The organism is Exiguobacterium acetylicum (assembly GCF_019890935.1).
Lineage (GTDB): Bacteria > Bacillota > Bacilli > Exiguobacteriales > Exiguobacteriaceae > Exiguobacterium_A > Exiguobacterium_A abrahamii.
Genome location: NZ_CP082333.1, coordinates 1,778,018 through 1,793,377, shown reverse-complemented (window position 1 = coordinate 1,793,377; position 15,360 = coordinate 1,778,018). Strand labels below are relative to the sequence as shown.

Below are 15,360 nucleotides of genomic sequence, written 5' to 3'. Positions count from 1 at the left end.
CTCCCTTTAATAAGTTCGTATCGTACCATAGCAGGAAATGAAGTCAAGTTGCTAATGTGCTTAACCACTTGAAAATGACTGAAAATGGCTCTGTGCCTAGAGTTGTCAAACCGTTGCGACTCTAAGGACGAACAAAGGTGTGCATTTTTTATGAAAAAAATTGAAAATTTTTTGGATGTTTTCATAAATTCGAGACAATTTTCATGTGTTTTCACGACGAAAAAATTAGTAATTGGCCTTTAGGATGAGGGAAAGAAGACTATATTTTGGTAATTTTAAAATGAGGGTGGAAAGTAAAAGGAGAATGCTTATGAAAAAGAAATGGATCGCCATTATATGTCTTGGGCTCATTGTAGTCGTCGGTGGTTGGTATGCTGGATTTCAAGAATCGAAGGTATCAGGTTTTCCGGTGCCACGATTTGCTACGGCAGTTGAAAAACAAGGTGAGTGGAAAATCAAAACGCGTCTTGTCTCGGAAACCGATGGACCGGGTCTACTCTATGGAACGCGGATTCGCCAAGCCGGTTGGAAAGAACTCGATCGTGAAGGCGCAACGGCGTGGTATGAAAAAGACGGGAAAGTGATTGCCTTGACGACGTTTGATGGGGAACTGTATCTCGAAAATTCGAGTAAAGAAGAAATTCGGTTATAACACAATGAAATGAGACAACGATTGGCTTGTCTCATTATTGTAAGAACTTCAAAAGGATTGCATGGGCATCTGCCCATGCAATCCTTTTTGTTTTAATCATCTTCGGAAGAGGAGAGTTGTTTATGTGTCTTAAAATCGTAGATTTTATAGGAAATCGGAAATCGATGGTTCTTTGTTGAAATGACGCGACAGAAATAGGGCACGTCTTCTCCGTACGCTCCTAATTCCGGATAATCTTGAAAGGTAAAATCCTCATAATCCTCGGTTGCGTCGAAAATAATAGACATGGATTGTGTCTTGCCTGAGTTTTCCTCTACATAACAGTCACCTTTGATGACAGCGTAGTCCTTGAAGACGATTTGCGATAGGCTAGGGACCGTCCAGTAAAGTAGTCCAACTCCAAGTAACGTGATAAAGATGAACTGAAGTTTGTCTTTAAATGTTTCTGTCGAGTCTTTCCATGTATCAATCGTAAAGAAGATACCACCAAAAAGTGTAATGATTCCGAGTATAAGCATTCCATAATACAGAATGAGTTCACGATTCATTTGATTTAGCTCCGTTCCTCATAAATATAGCCCATTTGCCTGAACGACGAAATGCGAATGTTCATAGTGGTATGTGATGACGGAATAGTCGAACGGACGACCGTTCGTCAAATGAAATACTGTCTCAATCGTTAATCCAGGATCGCCCTCGGTGAGACCCAGATGACGAGCCGACTCAGCGCTTAACTTCCCGACGTGCATATACATATCCGAGAACCCAATATTCAATTGGAGTGCCGTCTCTAAGTATTCGAAGATCGACTGCTCGACGATTTCACGATTTAAGTACGGAACGATCGATTGACGATAGTAAGACTCTTCGAGACAGAGGATCTTGCCGTCGATGTAGCGGATTCGCTTGACGTAATAAATCGTCTCACCTTCCTCGATCCCGAGATTCTTCGCGATGTTATCGGTTGCAGCAATTGATTCAAGTGCGAGAACAGTCGACTCGATCGTATGACCGACGAGATTCTGCTTGAATCCTTGGGTCGAGAACAGGCGAATGTAGCCAGTGCGATTCGTCTTCCGGACAAAAATCCCGCTTCCACGGACTTGAAAGATGATTCCTTTTCGTTCAAGTAACTCAAGTGATTTTGTCATCGTCGTCTTACTGACGGCGAACTGCCGGATCAACTCTTCGAGAATCGGTAGTTTGTCCCCTTGTTTCAACTCATGTTGTTCTATGTACCGTTCGATTTCATCGGCTGTCTGTTGGTATTTCAGCATAGGACACCTTCTTTTCTTGCGAACTTTTTTCTTTCTTCAGTATAGCATAAGCCTTCTCTTGATTAATAACATGTTAAATTCAATTATTTATGTATTGATTAATTGTGCATGTACAATTAAAATGAAAGGGTATTCAATCGTCATATTCAGGGGAGGTACACGATATGGGCAAGGTTCGCGATTATCAACAATTGGCGCATTCGATTTTAGAAGCTGTCGGGGGAGAAGACAACGTCATCAGCGCCGTCCGATGTGCCACACGACTTCGTCTTGTTTTGAAACGATCGGATTCGTCAGCTAAGGAAACAGTCAGTGCATTACCTGGCGTCATTACGGTCGTTGAGTCTGGCGGGCAGTTTCAAGTCGTCATTGGTCAACACGTCGGGGAAGTCCATCAAGAATTTTTGAAGCTCGTCGATTTGGAACAATCGGAAACGGAAGAGGCGCCGAAAGGGACGGTCCTCAACCGAATCATTGCGACGATGTCAGCGGTCTTTGCACCGTTCGTCTACATCTTAGCTGCAGCGGGGATTCTGCAGGGAACTTTGATTTTGACGACGCTCGCTTTTCCAGCATTTGCGAAGACGGGTACTTATGAAGTCTTCAGCTTCATCTCATGGGCACCGTTTACGTTCTTGCCGATCTTCATTGCTATCACGGCAGCGAATCATTTTAAGGTCAACGCCTTCATCGCGGTCGCTTGTAGTGCGGCACTGGTCAGTCCAACATGGTCAGATATCGCAGCACGCATCACGGCTGGTGAATCCATCACGTTTTTAGGAATCGCATTATCCGGGACGACGTATACGTCATCGGTCTTACCGCCATTATTCCTCGTCTGGATTCTGTCTTATGTCGAGCGATTCTTGAACAAGACGATCCATGAAGTCGTCCGTCCGTTGTTCGTCCCGTTCTTCAGCATGGTGTTGATGGTGCCGCTTACGATTCTCTTGATCGGACCGATCACGACACTGGGTGCAGAGGGGATCGCAAACGGGTATAACTATTTAGCAGAGAATGCTCCTGCGATTGCTGGTCTCATCATCGGTGGCTTCTGGCAAGTCATCGTCATCTTCGGTGTCCACTGGGGTGTCACGCCGATGGTGCTCGCGAACTTCGAGCAATATGGACGCGACTCGTTCCAGGCCTACCAAACGATTGCCGTCATCGCCCAAATCGGTGCCGTCATCGGAGTCATCTTGAAAGCACGCAACAAAGAAACGAAAAAAGTGGGGGTCTCGGCCGGTCTGACAGGTATCTTCGGTATCACGGAACCGGCTATCTATGGGGTGACGCTCCGCTTTAAGAAACCGTTCATCTATGGCTGTATCTCCGGAGCAATCGGTGCTGTCACGGCAAGTTTCTTTAAACCATATTACTTTGCCTATGCTGGATTACCGGGACCATTGACGCTCGTCAACGGCATCGACTCCGACTATCCATCGTCGATCATCGGCTTATTGATCGGAACGGTAATTGCCTTGATTCTACCGATCGTCTTGATTCAAGTGTTCGGCTTCGGGGAGCAGGCTGCTCCGGTCGTAGCACCTGCAAGTACAGCGACACCAGTTGCAAAACAAGAAGTCAGCGCTACGCTGACAAACGAAGAGGTGCTTCGCGCACCACTTGAAGGAAAAATCGTTGCCTTATCGGATGTACCGGATCCTGTCTTTGCATCCGGTGCGATGGGACAAGGGATAGCGATTCGTCCGACGAACAACCGGGTCACGGCCCCGTTTGACGGGACCGTCGTCATGGTCGCTCCGTCAGGTCATGCGATCGGATTACGGTCGACGAGTGGTGTTGAAGTCTTGATTCATGTCGGTCTTGAGACGGTGACGCTCGACGGCAAACCGTTTACACTTCACGTCAAAGAAGGTGAGGCGGTGACGACAGGTGATCTCCTCGTGACGTTTGATGCGACAGAGATTGAGACGCATGGACTCGAGACGATCACACCAATCATCATTACGAACACGCAGAGTTATGCGCAAATCTTACCGACGGACGAGACGGTCACGACGGCAAATACACAGATTTTGACGATCATCAAGTAAGAGAAAAGAGAAAAAGAAGGAGGACATGAAGATGAAGACATTACCAAACGATTTCTTATGGGGTGGTGCGTTAGCGGCGCATCAATTCGAAGGTGGCTGGAATGCTGGTGGGAAAGGACCGAGCGTCGTTGATGTATTGACGGCAGGAGCACACGGCGTCGCACGACGCATCACGGATCAAGTAGAGGAGAATGAATTTTATCCGAACCACGAGGCGATTGATTTCTATCACCGTTATAAAGAAGATATTGCCCTGTTCGCTGAGATGGGACTGAAATGTCTCCGGACGTCAATCGGTTGGAGTCGGATTTTCCCAAACGGAGACGAAGCGGAACCGAACGAAGAAGGACTGAAGTTTTATGATGACGTCTTCGACGAATTATTGAAATACGGCATCGAACCGATCATCACGCTGTCGCACTTTGAGATGCCACTCCATCTCGCACGTGAATACGGTGGATTCCGCAACCGGAAAGTAGCGCTGTTCTTCGAAAAATTTGCGGAAGTCTGTTTCACGCGTTACAAAGACAAGGTTAAGTACTGGATGACGTTCAATGAGATTAACAACAAGATGGACGTCAGCAATCCATTATTCCTCTGGACGAATTCCGGTGTCCTCCTCGATCCGAAAGAGAACGCGATGGAAGTCATGTATCAAACGGGACACCATGAGTTACTCGCGAGTGCACTTGCCGTCGCAAAAGGGAAAGCGATCAATCCGGACTTCCAGATTGGAGCGATGGTCTCGCACGTACCGATCTATCCGTACTCATCGCATCCGGAAGACATTCTGCTCGCTGAGACATCGATGCGTCAGCGCTATTTCTTCCCGGACGTCCAAGTCCGCGGCTACTACCCGTCTTATGCGTTGAATGAGTTCAAACGGGAAGGGTATGATATTCCGATCCTAGACGGTGACGCAGAAATCTTGCGAAACGGAACGGTCGACTATCTTGGATTCAGTTACTACATGTCGACGACCGTCAAACATGATGCTGTCGTCAATAATACAGGTAACATCGTCAACGGTGGTCTCGCGAATGGTGTCGAGAACCCATACATCCAGTCGAGCGACTGGGGCTGGGCGATTGATCCGGTTGGTCTGCGCTATGCGATGAATCGTCTATACGATCGCTACCAGATTCCGTTGTTCATCGTCGAGAACGGTTTTGGTGCAATCGATACAATCGAGGATGGTCAGATTCACGATACGGCACGAATCGATTACTTGCGTGCGCATATCGAAGCGTTCAAAGCCGCCGTACTCGAAGATGGCGTCGAATTGATTGGCTACACGCCGTGGGGCGTCATCGACATCGTCTCCTTTACGACTGGTGAAATGAAAAAACGCTACGGCATGATCTATGTTGACCGGGATAACGAGGGCAACGGATCAATGGAACGGATGAAAAAAGACTCGTTCGATTGGTACCGTCACGTTATCGAGACAAACGGTGCTGCGTTACACGGTTCAGAGACGGCCAAATGATGAAGTAAGGGGTAACGGAAAAATCCGTTGCCTCTTTTTTTAAAGAATTAGAATGAAAAAGAAGAGGGGTGTGGCACACTAAGGAAAAAACGGGGGACCGGTAAATGATCAAAAAACGCTATGCCGATCGACATGACTGGCGTCGCATCACACAACGACACTATGTTCATGAACAGGTAGAAAACGAAGTGTTCAAAGGACATGTGACACTTCTTCAACTGATTGAAGTCGCTTCACCGTTAGATGTCCGTTATGGTGACGAAACGATTCGAATCGCTGACGCTGGTTACGTTTGGGTACAACAATTCCCAAGTGATGCTCACCATGCCGTGACCTCGATGTTTGACGCCACAGGTCAGTTGGTACAAACCTATATCGATATCTGTCTTCGTACTGGAGTGGAGGACGAACGTATTTACTGGGAGGATTTGTTTCTCGATCTGATCGCCTTGCCATCGGAACAAGTTTTGTTAGTCGACACAGACGAACTGGAAGCAGCACGTGAGCAAGGGATTGTCTCAGAAGCGGAATATGCGCTCGCTTGGGTAGAAGCGAAGCGACTGCAAAAACAACTACAAGATGGATCTTTTCATCTCGTCGCACATGCCGAAGTAATGAAAAAACGGTTAGAACAGCAACTTAAACAGGGAACACCGCGTTGACGGGGTTCCCTGTTTTTTAGGCGTGTCGCTCTGCTTTAACTTCGTTTGTCGTAAAGTACCGTTGCTTGCGCGGGAGGAGAATCAATCCGAGAAAACAGATCGTCACGATCACGAGGAGGCAGGCAAATAGAATCGTACTGAAGCGAATCGACCAGATATCACCAATCAGACCGATGCTGACGATTGCTAGAATCTGTAGCAGACTGACGCCGACTCCGTATAGACTCGTAAAGCGTCCCATTAAGTGAAGTGGGATATTCGTCTGTTGGAACGTTAGGAAACCGGTCCCCGCAAATGCGTGGAAACAACCGAGTAACAAGAAACCGGTACAGACGATTGAAAACGAATTCGCACTCGCATAGAGCATGTAACCGACCGCGACGAACACATAGCCGATCGTCAGCATCATCCGAACGGAGAGTGTTTTGGCGTAGCGGGCGACGACCCAGCTGCCGGCGACGGAACCGATCCCAGTCAGACTCATTAGTAAACCATAATCAGTTTCCGATAAGCCGATGCTTCGCTGTAAAAAGACGACTTCTTGCGTATCAAGTGCAAGTGTCGCGATCATCATCAGCATCGCGAGGATGTATAATCCGGTCACGTAACGTGCACTTTTGCTGAACTGATAGACAAGCCGCCAATCGGATATAATGTCTTGCAGCCGCATCCCTCGTTCGACCGAAGCGGTAAAACGCGGCAAGCGCATCAGCAGGACAGCTGATCCGAGAAACGAGACAGCGTTGAGCCAAATGGCAACGTCGGCAGAAGCAACATAGAGCAGTCCTCCAGCGAGAGCAGGACCAATCAAAAAGGCACCTGACGTGATCAGACTACGATAGGCATTAAACGACGTCCTGTCGTTTTGCGGAACAAGCGTCGTGATGTAGGTCAACGTTGCCGGTTCAACGACCGCTTTGATAATGGCTAAGGCGATCAAGTCGATGTAAAGCAACGATAGTGGTAAAAATGGCATGATACCGATTAAGAAAGCACGCAACAAATCAGTCTGAATCAACAGTCGACGTAAGTCGGATCGGTCGACCCAACTTCCTGCGAACGACTTGATGACGAGAGAGACGACCGGACTGATGATCCACAGCGCAGCAACGGCTGACGCTGAGCTGGTCAAGCGATAGATATATACGTTGATCGCAACGAGATAAATGAAGTCACCAAACTGTGAAATACCGAGCGCACTTAAGAGCGTTCGTTCCCGAGAAGACATGACAACACCCTTTCTTACATCATTTTCCAATAGTATACCAGAAAATTCTGATAACGTTTTCGTATATCTCTATACTTTTTATGGAAGAGTGGGTATACTTGGAAAAAATCAAAGGAAGAAGGGTTCGATCATGTTAACGACCATCGATTTATATCAAGCTTTGCCTGTACTTGAAACGGAACGACTCCGTTTGCGACCGGTTCGCACAGAAGATGCAGCAGATATCTATGCCTATACGAAAGATGAAGAGACGGCGCGTTATGTCAGCTGGCATGCGCATCAAAGCCTCACGGACTCTGAGCAATTCGTCGATCACATCCTTCGCCAATACGAACAAGGAAATCCGGCACCATGGGCAATCGAAGACAAAACGAGCGGACGAGTCATCGGGACGATTGATTTCATCAAAGTCTCGTTTGAACAACAGCAAGCAGAACTCGGTTATGCGTTGTCGCGCGAGTACTGGGGGAAGGGTTTGATGCCGGAAGCAGCAGCGCGTCTTGTACAGTACGGTTTTGAGACACTCGGACTCGAGCGCATTCAAGCACGTTGTTTTGTTGCGAATGATGGGTCCGCTCGTGTCATGGAAAAGATCGGTATGACGTTTGAAGGGATCTCGCGGAGTGCTTTATTCGTTAAAGAGCGTTTCTGGGACTTAAAAATTTACGCGATCACGCGTAGCGATTACGAAGGGAAGTAAGCGATGGGTTCACGACTGATGCATGCCTACATCGGACAACGATTGATTACGTTACTTCCGGAACTAGACCCCGCTGGATTTCTTCTTGGTACGATCGCTCCTGATGCGCGCTATGACGAGAAGGAGCAAGCCCACTATTATACGGGTGAATTAGCGAACGGGACACGAGCAATTGACTACGAAGCATTTTGGAGAGACTCGACGTCTTGGGATCCATCTTTTCGAAGTGGCTATTACGTCCATCTGATAGCGGACGATATTTGGTTACGCGGCTTTTATATGACCTGGTTGCGGCAAGCGATCATATCCGACGCCTCGATCGGTTCAAGATATCATGATGATTTTAGGCGGTACAATACACGCATCGCTCCGTTCGTGAACTGGAATGAACAAGCGATCAACGGAGCGCTTCATGAAGTGAGTGTGCAGTCGAGATGGAAAGCACTTCCGCATTTCATTAGAGAAGTAGAGGAAGATCGACGAACCGTTTTGCCACAAGAATATGATATCTTGTTGCCTCATCAATTGGACGGATACATCGAAACAGCGATTGAACGGTCCATCCATCACCTAGGTGAAAAAGGGCTAAAGATTAATCCAGCCAAAGAATCATCTCCGAATCATTGAATTGATCCATCTAACGATTCCGAATAAGATGTAGCAGCATCCGTTCAACAGACCAATCCAAATGATACTTAATAAATTTCCTATACCTGTGAACCAGTCCGTAAATGGTGTGAGAAATAGAAAAAATACGATAACGGTCGAACTGACAGAAAGAATGAAGAAAAAAATTGCTAAACCAGCGAGAATAGAAGAAATAAGTCGTTTGTAGATAAGATAGATCGCTGCCACATTCAACGATAAAATATAGATTACAAACGCAATTAAAAATAATTGCGACATAAAATCACCTCCGAATAACAATAAGACGAAGAACGCATCCATTTAGACTAGGATGCGTTTTTCTATGTTTATTGTAAGATGTCTTGAAAATAATCGTATGAATATGGTTGAACAAAAAGAAAATCGATTTTTTAATTTTAATTCAAAGCAAAATACTCGGAATAAGTTTAAATGTATGCTATATTGGAAATAAGAAAAGTAAGGAAGTAAGGAATACAAGAAAAAACACAGAAAGAAGGAAGTTCGTGATGGAGCTATCAAAGTTAACGTCAAAAGGACAGATCACCATCCCTAAAAAAATTCGGCAGGCCTTGCAAGTGGAGGAAGGAGATCGCGTGGCATTCATTGAGGAGGACGGGTTTGTCATCATGGCGAAAGCGGATTTGAAACAGCTGCATGACCTTCAAGATATATTGAGCGATGAGACGTTCAAGACGCTCATCCACAAAGCGAATCATCATTTGTAAAAACAAAAAAGGAGGAAATAACAGATGGATATGCGAGAAGTAGATTTACCAGGAATCGGACGGAAGTTCGAAGGCATCACGACACGAGGAGATAAGGTGGTCGTCATCGTCCATGACGACGGACGACGCGAGATGCATCACTACGATGACGATGATTTTGATGAGAGCATCTCGAGCGTGACGTTCAATGATGCAGAAGCTCGTCAGATGGCAGGGATTCTCGGAGGATTATCTTATAAGCCAAAGGATCTTGAAAAAATTGAACTGGCGTTTGATGATCTCGTCATCGAGTGGTTCAAAGTCGGTCAGGATTCAAAGGTCAACAATCGAACGATTGGTGAACTCGATGTCCGTAACCAATATGACATCTCGATCATTGCAGTGCTTAAACATGACCGTTCGAAATCGTTAAATCCTGGACCAGAAACGCGACTTGAAGCGGGAGATACGATTGTCCTGTCAGGAGAACGTCAAAACGTCCGTCACATCACGAAAGCATTATTCTCAATCGAAGGAGGCGGATAATATATGGATCATCTCATATTTGAAGTCGGTACCGCGCTTATCTTAGTGGCGATCGCGGCAGTGCTCGCGAACAGACTCAATTTCTCGATCATCCCGTTTCTAATCATTCTCGGGATGATTGTTGGACCGCACGCTCCGACAATCGGGATACTAGACTTCAAGTTCATTGAAAGTGCTGAATTCATCAGTTTCCTCGGACGAATCGGTGTCCTGTTCCTCTTATTCTATCTCGGGCTCGAGTTTTCGATCGGTAAGTTGATCCGGTCCGGAAAATCGATTGTCACGAGTGGAACGATTTATTTATCGATTAACTTTACCGGTGGTCTCTTATACGGATTCATCGCCGGATTCCCACTCTATGAAGTACTCGTCATCGCCGGAATCATTACGATCTCCTCGAGTGCGATCGTGGCGAAAGTCCTCGTTGATCTCCGCCGGACCGGTAACACGGAGACGGAATTGATTCTTGGAATCATCATGTTCGAGGACATTTTCCTCGCGGTCTACTTGTCGGTCTTATCGGGACTGCTTCTCGGCGGTGGGACGACGTTACTTGCGTCCCTTACCTCAATCTTGATCGCCCTCGGCTATATGTTGCTGTTCTTCATCGTCGCTCGGAAGGCAACACCGCTTTTGAATAAGATGCTAAAGATCGCCTCGGATGAAGTTTTCATCATCGTCGTCTTTGCTGCCTTGTTCTTCATCGCCGGATTCTCGGAAACGATTCATGTTGCAGAAGCGATCGGGGCGTTGTTACTCGGTCTCGTCTTCTCGGAAACCGATCAAGGAGAGCGGATTGAACATCTCGTCGTACCATTCCGTGATTTCTTCGGTGCGATCTTCTTCTTCAGTTTCGGATTGAGCATCGATCCGACGATGTTACTTGACGCCGTCTGGCTCGCACTTGGTGCCGTCGTCATCACGATCATCGGGAACTATGTGGCTGGTATGATTGCGGGACGTAAAGCAGGTTTGTCACACAAAGCATCCTCGAACATCGGCTTGACGATCGTCTCGCGTGGGGAATTCTCGATCATCGTCGCGAATCTCGGAATCGCTGGTGGGTTGATGGACATCTTGTCACCATTCTCAGCCTTGTACGTCTTGATTCTCGCCATCCTCGGACCGTTGATGACGAAGGAATCAAAACGGATTTACAACGTCATGAATAAAATCTTCAAGTGGACGGAACCAAAAGAGAAAAAGACGAAGAAAAATGCCTGACTGATATAAACGAACAACCGGTTCGCTTTCCCGAACCGGTTGTTGTTGTTTTAAGTCAAGACTTCATACGTCGCCATCAGGAATTGTCCCGAATGGCGACTCGCTGTCAAACGAAGATTCGTTTCATTCGTCCCTTCCGGAAACAGCGGGATACCTGTTCCAAGGATGACAGGGGCGATCGCCAGTTCAATCGAGCGGATGCGCTTTAAGCGCAACGCTTCTTGAATCAACTCGCCACCACCGATCAGCCAAACGTTACCTTCGATCGTTGGCGAAATCCGGTCAAGCAGTTGATCGAGCGGTTCATCCGTATAGGTGACCGTCTCAGACGTTCGTTGCGTCCGGCTATAGATATAACTCGGAATATCTGCGTAAGGGTATGTCTCGCTGAGTTGCAGGACCTCATCATATGTTTTTCGTCCCATGATGACGGCACCGACTTGATCATAGAACGCTTGATAACCATTATCCCCGTCTCCGGCAACGGCAAATAACCAATCAAGTGAACCATCGAGTCTGGCAATTTTCCCGTCAAGACTACAAGCGATATAAAGAACGGTCGTAGGTTGTGACATCCATAATTCCTCCTTTTGCATCGTGTGACTTCATCTTAGCGTATAATGACGACAAAAGATGTCGTCATTATAGGAGGAACTGTATGAATACGAGACAATGGCGTTTAGTACGCTTGTTAAACCGGGGCGAACACTTCTCTGCAAGGATGCTCGCGGAAGAATGTCAGGTGTCGATCCGGACAATTCAACGAGACATGACGGTACTTGAAGCAAATGGTTATCCAATCTACAGCGAACCTGGCGTAGCAGGGGGGTACCGGATGTTGCCACATCGGAACATGCCGCCACTCGTTTTGACGGATGAAGAGACGATTGTCTTCTTCATCCTTCTGGAATGGATTAGTCAGATTCCTGATTTTCCATTCGGAACGATTCGTCAGGAAGTCGCTGAACGCTATGCGAACGAGTTACCGAAAATGACGGAGCAACAGATCGTAAAATGGAAAGACCGCTTTCGCTTTCAAGCGGTTGATACACCACCGTCGCCGCAAAATCCTGCGTTACTCGACTTGTTAGAGAGCGGACGGATGGGGAATATTCTCTATGAGACGACAAAAGGACGACGCATGATCGTCGTAGATCCGATTGGTTTATCGTTCGAACAGAATCGCTGGTACTTCTATGGACAGACGAATCGAGGGTATCGCCAGTTCCGTGTTGATCGGATCAAAGACGTGACGCTTCATGAGTTGCCAGCAACGGAGTTAACTTTTTCAGATTTGGAACAAGATATGACACGTCTACCGATGACGACGGTGAAACTGGAAGTATCACCATTAGGCGAACGGTTACTAGAGGGGATTTTACCGATTAAGTCGGAACGAACATGGTTGGTTCCGGAAACCGAACTGTCGTATCTCGGACGCCAATTGATGCGACTGGGTCCGGAAGTGCGAGTGCTTGAACCACTCGAACTCCGGGAGCAGTTGATTCAGCAAGCAGAAGAAATGATTGCTGTGCAACGATCCGATAAGGCACTCGGACAGGATTGATTAAAAAACTATGTTAGGATATAGGTAGAAAGAAACAATAGAGGAAGGGGTCTTCCATGGAAACACTATCATTGATTTTATTGATGCTTGCTCTTATTTTATTGACGCAAGTCATCGGACATTACATCCGTTTCATCCCAACGGCTTTGATTCAAATCATTGCCGGAACCGTCGCCGCTCTCCTAATGAGTGGTTTGACGATCGAGGTCGAATCCGAGTGGTTCCTCCTCTTATTCATCGCACCGTTACTTTATAACGATAGCTCTCACTTCCCACGAGAAGATTTATGGCGGATGCGGACAGCGATCTTCGGGAACGCAATCATCCTCGTCTTGTTGACGACGATCGTCGGAGGGTACTTCATCAACTGGTTGATTCCGGTCATTCCAGTCGCTGCTGCGTTTGCTTTGGCTGCGATTTTATCGCCGACGGATCCGATTGCCGTCAACGGGATCGCGAAACGTGTCCAGATTCCAGAACAGATTCTGACGCTCGTTCGCGGAGAATCGTTGATTAATGACGCATCGGGACTCGTTGCGTTTAGTTATGCGGTTGCTGCTGTCGTCACGGGTTATTTCTCGATTCAGAGTGCGACGACAGAATTCTTTTATATGTTCTTCGTTGGAGCGTTGATTGGATTGTTAATTTCGCTCGCGATGAACTTTCTCAAGGTTCGCTTGCGCCGGGCGGGTATTGAAGACGTCGTCTTTTATGCCTTGCTGCAAATCCTGACACCATTTATCATTTTCTTCGTTGCTGAAGAAGGATTTCATGCTTCAGGCGTCATCGCCGTCGTCACGGGTGGTATCTTGCATGCCTTGATCAAAGAACGAACAGAAACGTTCTTTGCGCAAGAGCAGACGTTGACAGATAACATCTGGACGATGATTGCGTATACGCTAAACGGGATCATTTTCTTATTGCTTGGTTTGACGTTGCCAGAAGCGACACGCGAGATTTTCGCAGATGACGCGATCAACAACTGGCGTCTCATGTTATATGTCATCGAGATTGGATCATTCATTCTCGCGATCCGTCTCGTCTGGACGATGTTCTTCAATTGGTTTGATCATCGGTTCTTCAAAAAAGAGGACCGGGAACACCGTCGACCGTCCTTTAAGCAAGATTTGATTACGACACTGGTCGGTGTTCGCGGAACGATCACGATGGTCGGGGTGTTATCATTACCATTCCTGACGGAGTCCGGTGAAGCCTTCCCTGAACGCTCGTTGATCATCTTCCTTGCAGCGGGTGTCATCATCTATACGCTCGTTCTTGCGACGATTCTCTTACCGGTTTTAAACCGGGGCGAAGCGTCAACACCGATTGCACTCGACTTGAACGCCCAAAAACAACGAATGATTCGCCGGGCGATCTCAGAGATCAAACAAGTGACGGACGAAGACAATGCAGTCGTTGCGTTTGATCTTCTCAATGAATATCATGTCATGCTTCGATTACTGCGAGCGCAGGAGAAAAGTCAGGAAGAACTAAACCAGTTCAATGATCAATTAAAAGCCCTACGTCTTGAAGCCGTTCAGTGGGAGAAGGAAGAATCGAAACGCTTCGTTGCTGAACACAAGGTACCGGATTTATTGAAGAAGGATGTCTTCCGCTCAATCGAAAACCGTCGTAAGGCGATCGGGAAGGATTCGCGCTTCCAGATCGTCCAACCGATTCGTAAACTTTGGTGGAAACGGAAACGATCGAATATGTCGTCTGACGCGTTGATTCAAATGACGCAAGTCGAGCATGAACTATATGAAAAGGTGATGGGCACAGTCATCGAACGTCTCGAGAATTGCCGTTCATCGTATCCGCCAGACGTCGTTCAAAGCGTGTTGGAGTTCTATAAACGACTTCGCTTCAAACATACGCGCTGGTCGTCACCGATTGGCGGGAAGGACGTCGATCAGCAAAAAGAAGAACTTTGCTTGAAAGCGATCGAAGTTCAGCGTCTTGAAATCGCTAATATGTCAAAAGAAGGCGATCTCTCGAACGAAGAGGAGAAGGAACTACGCCGCTTCATTCACTACATCGAGAGTGTCGTCCTCTACGAATACGTTGAATAATGTTTATCAAAAGACAAGATGAGCAATCTTTGAATGCTCTTCTTGTCTTTTTTATAAAGTGACTCGAGTGTCTACTTCTGAAAAAATAAAGCGAGTAACCGTATGGGCATATGGATGGATTTGTTCAATAAAAAATTCCGCCTCTTGGAACGTTTGGAAATGTAACTTTAGCATGAAGCAAGAATCACCAGAAATTCGATAGCAAAAGTCAACGTTCGAAAGTTGCTGTATGTACTTTTTGAATCTATCATAGCGCCCTTCTTTAATGGTTGCTTCTACTAAGCATTCAATAGGGGAACCTAACTTTTCGTAATTTATTGTTAAACCATATCGTTTTATGAGTCCATAAGATTCTATTTGGCGGACTCTTTCTGTTACTGAAGGAGCTGATAAATTAACACGTTTTGCGACTGAACGCATCGACAGTCGACTATCTAGAGCCAGTTCATTTAATATTTGTCGATCAATCAAATCAATTTTCAAATGTAAACCCTCCTTCAAAATAAGTTATTGACTATAAAGTATTAGTTCAAT

At 46.6% G+C, this 15,360-nt stretch carries 16 protein-coding genes; 11 read left to right on the top strand and 5 right to left on the bottom strand.

Annotation, left to right across the window (positions count from 1 at the left end):
- Window positions 1–310: 310 nt before the first annotated feature.
- Entirely contained in the window at window positions 311–652 is a 342-nt protein-coding gene (locus K7G97_RS09455) for a hypothetical protein (protein ID WP_223040434.1), read from the top strand.
- A gap of 92 nt (window positions 653–744) precedes the next feature.
- On the opposite strand, the gene K7G97_RS09450 is transcribed toward K7G97_RS09455, so the two are convergent.
- Both K7G97_RS09450 and K7G97_RS09445 read right to left on the bottom strand, forming a co-directional pair.
- A complete protein-coding gene (locus K7G97_RS09450) occupies window positions 745–1,200 on the bottom strand; it encodes a hypothetical protein (protein WP_223040433.1) in 456 nt (151 codons plus the stop codon).
- Between the two features lie 18 nt (window positions 1,201–1,218).
- Window positions 1,219–1,929, bottom strand: a complete 711-nt coding sequence (locus K7G97_RS09445; protein ID WP_223040432.1) for a GntR family transcriptional regulator — start codon at window positions 1,927–1,929, stop codon at window positions 1,219–1,221.
- A gap of 164 nt (window positions 1,930–2,093) precedes the next feature.
- Between K7G97_RS09445 and K7G97_RS09440 the strand changes: the two genes are divergently transcribed.
- The 3 genes from K7G97_RS09440 (at window position 2,094) to K7G97_RS09430 (ending at window position 6,137) form a co-directional block, all read left to right on the top strand.
- Window positions 2,094–3,986: a beta-glucoside-specific PTS transporter subunit IIABC gene (locus tag K7G97_RS09440; protein ID WP_223040431.1), complete on the top strand. Its 1,893-nt coding sequence runs from the start codon at window positions 2,094–2,096 to the stop codon at window positions 3,984–3,986.
- Window positions 3,987–4,017: 31 nt separating this feature from the next.
- Window positions 4,018–5,475 carry a 6-phospho-beta-glucosidase BglA gene (gene bglA / locus K7G97_RS09435; RefSeq protein ID WP_223040430.1) on the top strand — a complete coding sequence of 486 codons (1,458 nt, stop codon included), beginning with the start codon at window positions 4,018–4,020 and terminating at the stop codon, window positions 5,473–5,475.
- A 104-nt stretch (window positions 5,476–5,579) separates the two neighbouring features.
- A complete protein-coding gene (locus K7G97_RS09430; RefSeq protein WP_223040429.1) occupies window positions 5,580–6,137 on the top strand; it encodes a ribonuclease FAU-1 family protein in 558 nt (185 codons plus the stop codon).
- A gap of 16 nt (window positions 6,138–6,153) precedes the next feature.
- Here K7G97_RS09430 and K7G97_RS09425 read toward each other — a convergent pair whose 3' ends face one another.
- Entirely contained in the window at window positions 6,154–7,365 is a 1,212-nt protein-coding gene (locus K7G97_RS09425; RefSeq protein ID WP_223040428.1) for an MFS transporter, read from the bottom strand.
- Window positions 7,366–7,495: 130 nt separating this feature from the next.
- Between K7G97_RS09425 and K7G97_RS09420 the strand changes: the two genes are divergently transcribed.
- From K7G97_RS09420 to K7G97_RS09400, 5 genes are all read left to right on the top strand, one after another.
- Complete coding sequence (locus K7G97_RS09420; RefSeq protein WP_223040427.1) at window positions 7,496–8,065, top strand: GNAT family N-acetyltransferase; 570 nt, start codon at window positions 7,496–7,498, stop codon at window positions 8,063–8,065.
- A 3-nt stretch (window positions 8,066–8,068) separates the two neighbouring features.
- Complete coding sequence (locus K7G97_RS09415) at window positions 8,069–8,692, top strand: zinc dependent phospholipase C family protein (RefSeq protein ID WP_223040426.1); 624 nt, start codon at window positions 8,069–8,071, stop codon at window positions 8,690–8,692.
- 527 nt (window positions 8,693–9,219) lie between these two features.
- A complete protein-coding gene (locus K7G97_RS09410) occupies window positions 9,220–9,438 on the top strand; it encodes an AbrB/MazE/SpoVT family DNA-binding domain-containing protein (RefSeq protein WP_023468485.1) in 219 nt (72 codons plus the stop codon).
- 24 nt (window positions 9,439–9,462) lie between these two features.
- Window positions 9,463–9,963, top strand: coding sequence for a cation:proton antiporter regulatory subunit (locus K7G97_RS09405; protein ID WP_023468484.1), 501 nt, complete (start codon window positions 9,463–9,465; stop codon window positions 9,961–9,963).
- Window positions 9,964–9,966: 3 nt separating this feature from the next.
- Complete coding sequence (locus tag K7G97_RS09400) at window positions 9,967–11,187, top strand: cation:proton antiporter (protein ID WP_035397077.1); 1,221 nt, start codon at window positions 9,967–9,969, stop codon at window positions 11,185–11,187.
- Between the two features lie 50 nt (window positions 11,188–11,237).
- On the opposite strand, the gene K7G97_RS09395 is transcribed toward K7G97_RS09400, so the two are convergent.
- On the bottom strand, window positions 11,238–11,762 hold the full coding sequence (locus K7G97_RS09395; RefSeq protein ID WP_075642452.1) for a dihydrofolate reductase family protein: 525 nt from the start codon (window positions 11,760–11,762) through the stop codon (window positions 11,238–11,240).
- 83 nt (window positions 11,763–11,845) lie between these two features.
- On the opposite strand from K7G97_RS09395, the gene K7G97_RS09390 reads away from it, so the two are divergent.
- Window positions 11,846–12,754: a helix-turn-helix transcriptional regulator gene (locus K7G97_RS09390; protein WP_223040425.1), complete on the top strand. Its 909-nt coding sequence runs from the start codon at window positions 11,846–11,848 to the stop codon at window positions 12,752–12,754.
- A 56-nt stretch (window positions 12,755–12,810) separates the two neighbouring features.
- Window positions 12,811–14,826: a Na+/H+ antiporter gene (locus tag K7G97_RS09385; protein ID WP_223040424.1), complete on the top strand. Its 2,016-nt coding sequence runs from the start codon at window positions 12,811–12,813 to the stop codon at window positions 14,824–14,826.
- A gap of 51 nt (window positions 14,827–14,877) precedes the next feature.
- Here the strand turns inward: K7G97_RS09385 and K7G97_RS09380 are convergent, their stop codons facing one another.
- Window positions 14,878–15,309, bottom strand: coding sequence for an Lrp/AsnC family transcriptional regulator (locus K7G97_RS09380; RefSeq protein WP_223040423.1), 432 nt, complete (start codon window positions 15,307–15,309; stop codon window positions 14,878–14,880).
- Window positions 15,310–15,360: the final 51 nt, after the last annotated feature.